Here is a 6846-nt window from a genome sequence, read left to right as displayed (position 1 = left end):
AAATTGAACCTAGTCGAAATTTTTTCGACACAGCTATAGACACTGTATGAATCAACAGTATAATTAACCCCAATTGGCGACTAAAGAGTCGATAAAAAATTTAACGAGCCGCTACCCACAGCGACAGTTTGGAGAAAGTAATGGACGAAAATAAGCAGAAGGCGCTAGCCGCAGCACTGGGTCAAATTGAAAAGCAATTTGGTAAAGGTTCGATCATGCGCCTTGGTGACAACCGTACAATGGATGTTGAAACCATTTCTACCGGCTCACTTTCTTTGGATATTGCATTGGGTGCTGGCGGTTTACCAATGGGACGTATCGTTGAAGTCTACGGCCCTGAATCATCAGGAAAAACAACGTTAACGCTGGAATTGATCGCAGCAGCACAACGAGTGGGTAAAACCTGTGCTTTTATCGATGCAGAACATGCCCTTGACCCAATTTATGCTAAAAAACTGGGTGTAAACATCGATGAGCTGTTGGTTTCACAACCTGATACGGGCGAACAAGCGCTTGAAATTTGTGATGCCTTGGCCCGTTCTGGTGCCATTGATGTTATCGTCATTGACTCTGTGGCTGCACTGACACCAAAAGCTGAAATTGAAGGTGAAATGGGCGATAGCCACATGGGCCTCCAAGCACGTATGCTTTCTCAAGCGATGCGTAAGTTAACGGGTAACCTAAAACAGTCCAACTGCATGTGCATCTTCATTAACCAGATCCGCATGAAAATTGGTGTGATGTTTGGTAACCCTGAAACCACAACAGGTGGTAATGCCCTTAAATTCTACGCTTCAGTTCGTTTAGATATTCGTCGTACAGGCTCTATTAAAGAGGGTGACGAAGTCGTGGGTAACGAAACGCGTATTAAAGTGGTTAAGAACAAAATCGCGGCTCCCTTTAAACAAGCGGATACTCAAATTCTTTACGGACAAGGTTTTAACCGTGAAGGTGAATTGGTTGATCTCGGTGTGAAACATAAATTGGTTGAGAAAGCGGGCGCTTGGTATAGCTATAACGGTGATAAAATTGGTCAAGGTAAAGCAAACGCCTGTAAATTCTTGAGAGAGAATCCAGCCGCAGCCATGGCTCTTGATACTAAGTTACGTGAAATGCTGCTCAATCCAGCCGAGTTAATTGTTGAAGAACCTATTTTGAGCGAAATGCCTCAAGAAGAAGAGTTGTAATCTTCTCCACGTTTATATTTCAACAAAGCCCTGCAATGCAGGGCTTTGTTTTATCCATGACCAATAGGGACAGTATGTATTCCTCTAAATTCAAATCGACGTTATCGTGCAAAGAATGCGCATTGCAATTACTGAGCCGACGAGATCACAGCGAGCATGAGCTACAGCAAAAGCTCATGAGTAAAGGGTATGATGCGGAAATTATCGTTCAAACAATGAGTTACTGCCTTGAGAACCATTATTTGGATGAACTGCGCTATGCCGCAAGTCAAATAAGACAACATGTCACTAAAGGTCATGGTGAGCGGCGTATTCGACAAGAGCTGAGCCAAAAAAGAGTCAGTAGCGATGATATTGAAACCGCTTTACATCAAGAGCCTCAAGATTGGTTTGAATTGGCAAAAGCAGTGGCTGAAAAAAAATTCAGAGAACCTGCGGAAAAAGGTTCAAAAGAACATGCCAAACAAGTGCGTTTTTTGCAGTATCGAGGCTTTAGCTTCGAGCAAATTAGCTACGCTTTATCATCATCGGAAGCTTAACTCTTCGTCTGATCTGCAATTTATTTCCTGCCATGCCTTTTCTATAAGAAAACTAGTCGAACTCTTGTCCATGCTTTACAATAACGCAAAATTCTAACTTGAGTATTTCAGGAAGAGCTGCATGTTTATGAGCACTGATGAGGTTCGCCGCGCGTTCCTCTCGTTCTTTGAAAGTAAAGGACACCAAATTGTTGATAGTTCATCATTAGTCCCCGCTAATGACCCAACCCTGTTGTTCACAAATGCAGGAATGAACCAATTTAAAGATTGTTTTCTTGGTTTAGAAAAGCGTGCTTATACACGTGCAACAACGGCGCAACGTTGTGTGCGAGCTGGTGGTAAGCATAACGATCTGGAAAACGTTGGTTTTACCGCTCGTCACCATACCTTTTTTGAAATGTTGGGTAACTTCAGCTTTGGTGATTACTTCAAAGAAGACGCTATTGCATACGCGTGGGAGTTTCTTACTGTAACACTCAAGTTGCCCGCTGATCGTCTACTGGTTACCGTGTATGAAACCGATGATGAAGCATTTGATATCTGGAATAAAAAAGTAGGCATTCCGGCTGAGCGCATTATTCGCATTGGCGATAAACCGGGTGGTAAAGCTTATGAGTCAGACAACTTCTGGCAAATGGGTGATACGGGTCCGTGTGGTCCTTGTACTGAAATTTTCTATGATCATGGCGATCATATCTGGGGTGGTCCTCCAGGTTCTGCAGAGGAAGATGGCGATCGTTTCATTGAAATTTGGAACAACGTCTTCATGCAGTTTAACCGTCATGCCGATGGCACGATGGAGCCACTTCCAAAACCTTCCGTTGATACCGGTATGGGTATTGAACGTATTTCTGCGATCATGCAGGGTGTTCACTCAAACTATGAAATTGATGTGTTTCAAGCCTTGATTAAAGCCGCCGCTGATGTAACGGGTTATGACGATCTTTCCAATCAATCGCTACGCGTTGTTGCTGATCACATCCGTTCTTGTGCTTTCTTGATTGTGGATGGTGTGATGCCATCGAATGAAGGTCGTGGCTATGTACTGCGTCGGATTATTCGTCGAGCGGTGCGTCATGGTAATAAATTGGGCGCACAAGGTGCCTTCTTCCACAAACTGGTTGGCCCATTAGTACAAGTGATGGGAACGGCTGGTGAAGAACTGAAAAAGCAGCAAGCGCTTGTAGAAAAAGTGCTGCGCATTGAAGAAGAGAACTTCGGTCGCACTCTTGAACGCGGTATGGCGATCCTCAATGATGCACTCGATAATTTAGAGGGTAGCGTACTGGATGGTGAAACTGTCTTTAAACTTTACGATACCTACGGTTTTCCGGCTGATTTAACTAATGATGTTGCACGTGAACGTGAGCTGACCATTGACGAACAAGGTTTCGAAAAAGCGATGGAAGAGCAGCGTCAACGAGCGCGTGAAGCGGGCCAATTTGGCACTGACTACAATGCAATCATTAAAGTTGATACCAATACCGCTTTCTGTGGCTACAGCGCGACACAAGGCGAGAGCCGCATTGCCGCTATGTTTGTTGACGGTAATGAAGTTGACACTCTATCTGCGGGTGATAAAGCGATTTTGATCTTGGGCGAAACACCTTTCTACGCTGAATCCGGTGGTCAATGTGGTGATGCGGGTGTTATTCAAACGGCCACGGGCTTGTTTAAAGTTGAAGATACACAAAAACTCGGCAACGCCATTGCTCATCACGGTGAACTCATCGAGGGCGTACTCGCCAAAGGCGATGAAGCGAAAGCCATTGTTGATGCTAAGCGCCGCGCTGCAATTTCACTGAACCACTCCGCCACACATTTGTTGCATGCTGCACTTCGCCAAGTATTAGGTACGCACGTGGCGCAAAAAGGCTCATTGGTAAAAGCGGAAAGCTTGCGTTTTGACTTCTCTCATTTAGAAGCAATGACGCCCGTAGAGCTAAAAGAAGTGGAACGTCTAGTGAACGCGCAAATTCGCCGTAACCACACGATTGAAACCAATATTATGGACATCGAAGCGGCAAAAGCCAAAGGTGCTATGGCACTGTTTGGTGAAAAATACGACGATGAAGTTCGTGTATTGTCGATGGGTGATTTCTCAACCGAACTGTGTGGTGGTATTCACGCAAGTAACACCGGTGACATCGGCCTATTCAAAATAGTTTCTGAAGGCGGTATTGCCGCTGGCATTCGTCGTATTGAAGCGGTGACGGGTGAAGGCGCGCTGGATCTATTGGATCAACAGCAGGCTCAATATGAAGTCAAAGTGGCTGAAATGGCGGCTAAAGCGAAATCTTTGGAAAAAGAGTTGCAGCAGTTAAAAGATAAACTTGCAGCGAAAGAAAGTGCCAATCTGATCAGCAATGTAAAAGAAATTGCGGGTGTGAAAGTGCTAGTTGCTCAACTTAATGGCGCCGATAACAAAGCGCTGCGTGGTATGGTTGATGAGCTAAAAAATCAGTTAGGCAGTGGCATTATCATGCTGGGTAATGTGGCTGATGATAAAGTGGGTTTGATTGCGGGTGTGACCAAAGATCTTACCGCTAAAGTTAAAGCAGGGGAGCTGGTCAATATGGTTGCCTTGCAAGTAGGTGGTAAAGGTGGCGGCCGTCCGGATATGGCTCAAGCGGGAGGTACGGATGTTAATGCCTTGCCTAGCGCTTTAGCTTCCGTAGATGCTTGGATTGCTGAGCATCTATAAACCGTTGTAATAAGTCACGCTCAATCACTGTTTTTTGATTGGGCGTAATTTTATTTACCAAACCAAGTGGTCTAATTGGCGCAATAGGATACGAGCCAGTTATCTGCTTGGTTTTGTTTTTGTAACTACTGAATCGATACTCAACATAGTGCTCTGCTTTCGATTTGGTCCTAATGAGACTTTGGTCTTGGGAAGGTGAAGATAGGTGAAAAAGCCCCTTATCGTGCAAAAGTTTGGCGGAACCTCGGTGGGTTCAATAGAACGAATCCATACCGTCGCTGAACACATCATTAAGGCGAAGAATGATGGTAATCAAGTGGTTGTAGTTGTTTCTGCAATGTCAGGAGAAACCAATCGACTGTTGGGCTTAGCACAACAAATCGATAGTGTACCAACTGCAAGGGAACTTGATGTTTTGCTCTCTGCTGGTGAGCAAGTGTCTATGGCGCTATTAGCGATGACACTCAATAAATTAGGCTATTCAGCTCGCTCACTAACCGGAGCTCAAGCGAACATTGTGACCGATAATCAACACAATGACGCGACGATTAAAATGATTGATACTCGAACGATTACCGAGTTGCTGGCACAAGATCATATTGTGGTGGTAGCGGGTTTTCAGGGTGTGAATGAGAATGGGGATATCACCACTTTAGGACGTGGAGGTTCTGATACTAGCGCTGTGACGCTAGCGGGAGCTCTTAAAGCCGATGAGTGTCAAATATTCACTGATGTGGATGGTGTTTACACATGTGATCCACGTGTGGTTGCAACGGCTCAAAAATTAGAGATCGTTGATTTCCCGTCAATGGAAGAAATGGCACGTAAAGGCGCTAAAGTTCTGCATTTACCTTGTGTGCAATATGCGTGGGAAAATGAAGTTCCTTTACGCGTATTGTCTACTTTTGATGTAAACGCAGGCAGTCTAATCAAAGGTGAGCAGTGTCATAAAGCAGTATGTGGCATTGCGATTCAACGCGATATGGCGCTTATTACTGTGCAACATGATCATTTCCCGAGTTTAGCCAAGCAGTGCCAAATGCTCGGTGTGGAAGTGTGGAGTGTGATCGAAGAGGCAGAATGGACAGGTGTCATTATAAAACGAGACGCTTGTGCTAAATTAGCTCTGGTTTTCAATGACAAAATCCGTAATAGTGAACCCGTTAGTTTATTGACCACGGTAGGTTTACTAGCTCAGGAATTAGTTGAACGCTCATGTGAATTACTTGCAGAACAAGGGATCGAAGTGAGTTCCCTTTCGGTTGATAAACAATCGTTAATGCTAGTTATGCAGCCACAACATGTTGATAAGGCAGCCAATATTTTACATGAGGCCTATATAACGTCAGATGAGCTATTAGCTTTTCACCTAAAACATGTCTCTTTAGGGTGAGAGCGCACTAATAGATAGTTTACGAAAATATAACTTTTAGTGGATAATAGCGCAGTTGCAATATAATACAGAGATTACTCAAGGAGCAAAGAATGCTAATTTTGACTCGCCGCGTTGGCGAAACACTAATGATCGGTGATGAAGTGACAGTAACAGTTCTTGGTGTAAAAGGTAACCAAGTGCGTATCGGTGTGAATGCACCGAAAGAGGTTTCTGTCCACCGTGAAGAAATCTACATGCGCATTCAAGCTGAAAAAGGTAATGGTAGTGTTGCACCTAGCAACTACTAATTATCACAAGGAAGGCTAGCAAATTTTGCTGGCCTTTTTTATGCTTTGAAGTCACTGATATGACAGAAAAGTTTAATTTCACAGCGCTTTGATTAAATAGCCAACGGTTGATTTGATTTTTGTCGCTTTTACCAAGAAAGTGTTTGACATATTTTTGGTAAAAAGTAATATGTGCCTCCGCAAGACGGTGAGGTGGCCGAGAGGCCGAAGGCGCTCCCCTGCTAAGGGAGTATACGGTTTATAGCCGTATCGAGGGTTCGAATCCCTCCCTCACCGCCATTCTTGCTTATTTGGTTTAGCATCCAAATAAAGAACAATGTGCGTCCTTAGCTCAGCTGGATAGAGTACCTGGCTACGAACCAGGCGGTCGGAGGTTCGAATCCTCCAGGACGCGCCATATTCTTTCGTAAGATTGAATGTGAAAATGCGGTGAGGTGGCCGAGAGGCCGAAGGCGCTCCCCTGCTAAGGGAGTATACGGTTTATAGCCGTATCGAGGGTTCGAATCCCTCCCTCACCGCCATTTATTGACCATGAGTCAATTTTTTTGTTCAGAAATAAAATTTTTGTGATGTAATTCACATCTTGCGCGCTCATAGCTCAGCTGGATAGAGTACCTGGCTACGAACCAGGCGGTCGGAGGTTCGAATCCTCCTGAGCGCGCCACTTATTTAAAGTTAGTGATACTGTCATTAACTCTGCGCGTCCTTAGCTCAGCTGGATAGAGTACCTGGC

5 protein-coding genes and 4 tRNA genes are annotated in these 6846 nt (G+C 44.6%); all 9 read left to right on the top strand.

The genetic code is table 11. From position 1 onward, the window contains the following. Positions 1-140 precede the first annotated feature (140 nt). The 9 genes from recA (at position 141) to AACQ17_RS04365 (ending at position 6777) form a co-directional block, all read left to right on the top strand. Positions 141-1187, top strand: coding sequence for a recombinase RecA (recA, locus tag AACQ17_RS04405; RefSeq protein ID WP_010320444.1), 1047 nt, complete (start codon positions 141-143; stop codon positions 1185-1187). 35 nt (positions 1188-1222) lie between these two features. Then, the gene (gene recX / locus AACQ17_RS04400; RefSeq protein ID WP_017047536.1) at positions 1223-1726 is read left to right on the top strand and encodes a recombination regulator RecX; all 504 of its coding nucleotides are present in this window, start codon (positions 1223-1225) and stop codon (positions 1724-1726) included. 121 nt (positions 1727-1847) lie between these two features. Then, a complete protein-coding gene (gene alaS / locus AACQ17_RS04395; protein ID WP_094147673.1) occupies positions 1848-4430 on the top strand; it encodes an alanine--tRNA ligase in 2583 nt (860 codons plus the stop codon). 205 nt (positions 4431-4635) lie between these two features. After that, the gene (locus AACQ17_RS04390) at positions 4636-5823 is read left to right on the top strand and encodes an aspartate kinase (RefSeq protein ID WP_013857703.1); all 1188 of its coding nucleotides are present in this window, start codon (positions 4636-4638) and stop codon (positions 5821-5823) included. Between the two features lie 92 nt (positions 5824-5915). Continuing rightward, positions 5916-6113: a carbon storage regulator CsrA gene (csrA, locus tag AACQ17_RS04385; RefSeq protein WP_010320440.1), complete on the top strand. Its 198-nt coding sequence runs from the start codon at positions 5916-5918 to the stop codon at positions 6111-6113. 186 nt (positions 6114-6299) lie between these two features. Continuing rightward, positions 6300-6392, top strand: a tRNA-Ser gene (locus AACQ17_RS04380). Between the two features lie 41 nt (positions 6393-6433). Next, positions 6434-6510, top strand: a tRNA-Arg gene (locus AACQ17_RS04375). A gap of 31 nt (positions 6511-6541) precedes the next feature. Then, positions 6542-6634, top strand: a tRNA-Ser gene (locus tag AACQ17_RS04370). Positions 6635-6700: 66 nt separating this feature from the next. Beyond that, positions 6701-6777: transfer RNA gene (locus AACQ17_RS04365), tRNA-Arg, on the top strand. Positions 6778-6846: the final 69 nt, after the last annotated feature.

This window comes from Vibrio sp. V10_P2A27P122 (assembly GCF_963874335.1).
In the GTDB taxonomy this organism is placed as follows: domain Bacteria; phylum Pseudomonadota; class Gammaproteobacteria; order Enterobacterales; family Vibrionaceae; genus Vibrio; species Vibrio anguillarum.
This window is presented reverse-complemented; position numbering and strand designations above follow the sequence as displayed.

What these genes read in the sequence shown, in the direction of transcription:
- recA (WP_010320444.1), top strand. Translation starts at nt 141, where the DNA reads ATGGACGAAAATAAGCAGAAGGCGCTAGCCGCAGCACTGGGTCAAATT.
- recX (WP_017047536.1), top strand. Translation starts at nt 1,223, where the DNA reads ATGCAGGGCTTTGTTTTATCCATGACCAATAGGGACAGTATGTATTCC.
- alaS (WP_094147673.1), top strand. Translation starts at nt 1,848, where the DNA reads ATGTTTATGAGCACTGATGAGGTTCGCCGCGCGTTCCTCTCGTTCTTT.
- csrA (WP_010320440.1), top strand. Translation starts at nt 5,916, where the DNA reads ATGCTAATTTTGACTCGCCGCGTTGGCGAAACACTAATGATCGGTGAT.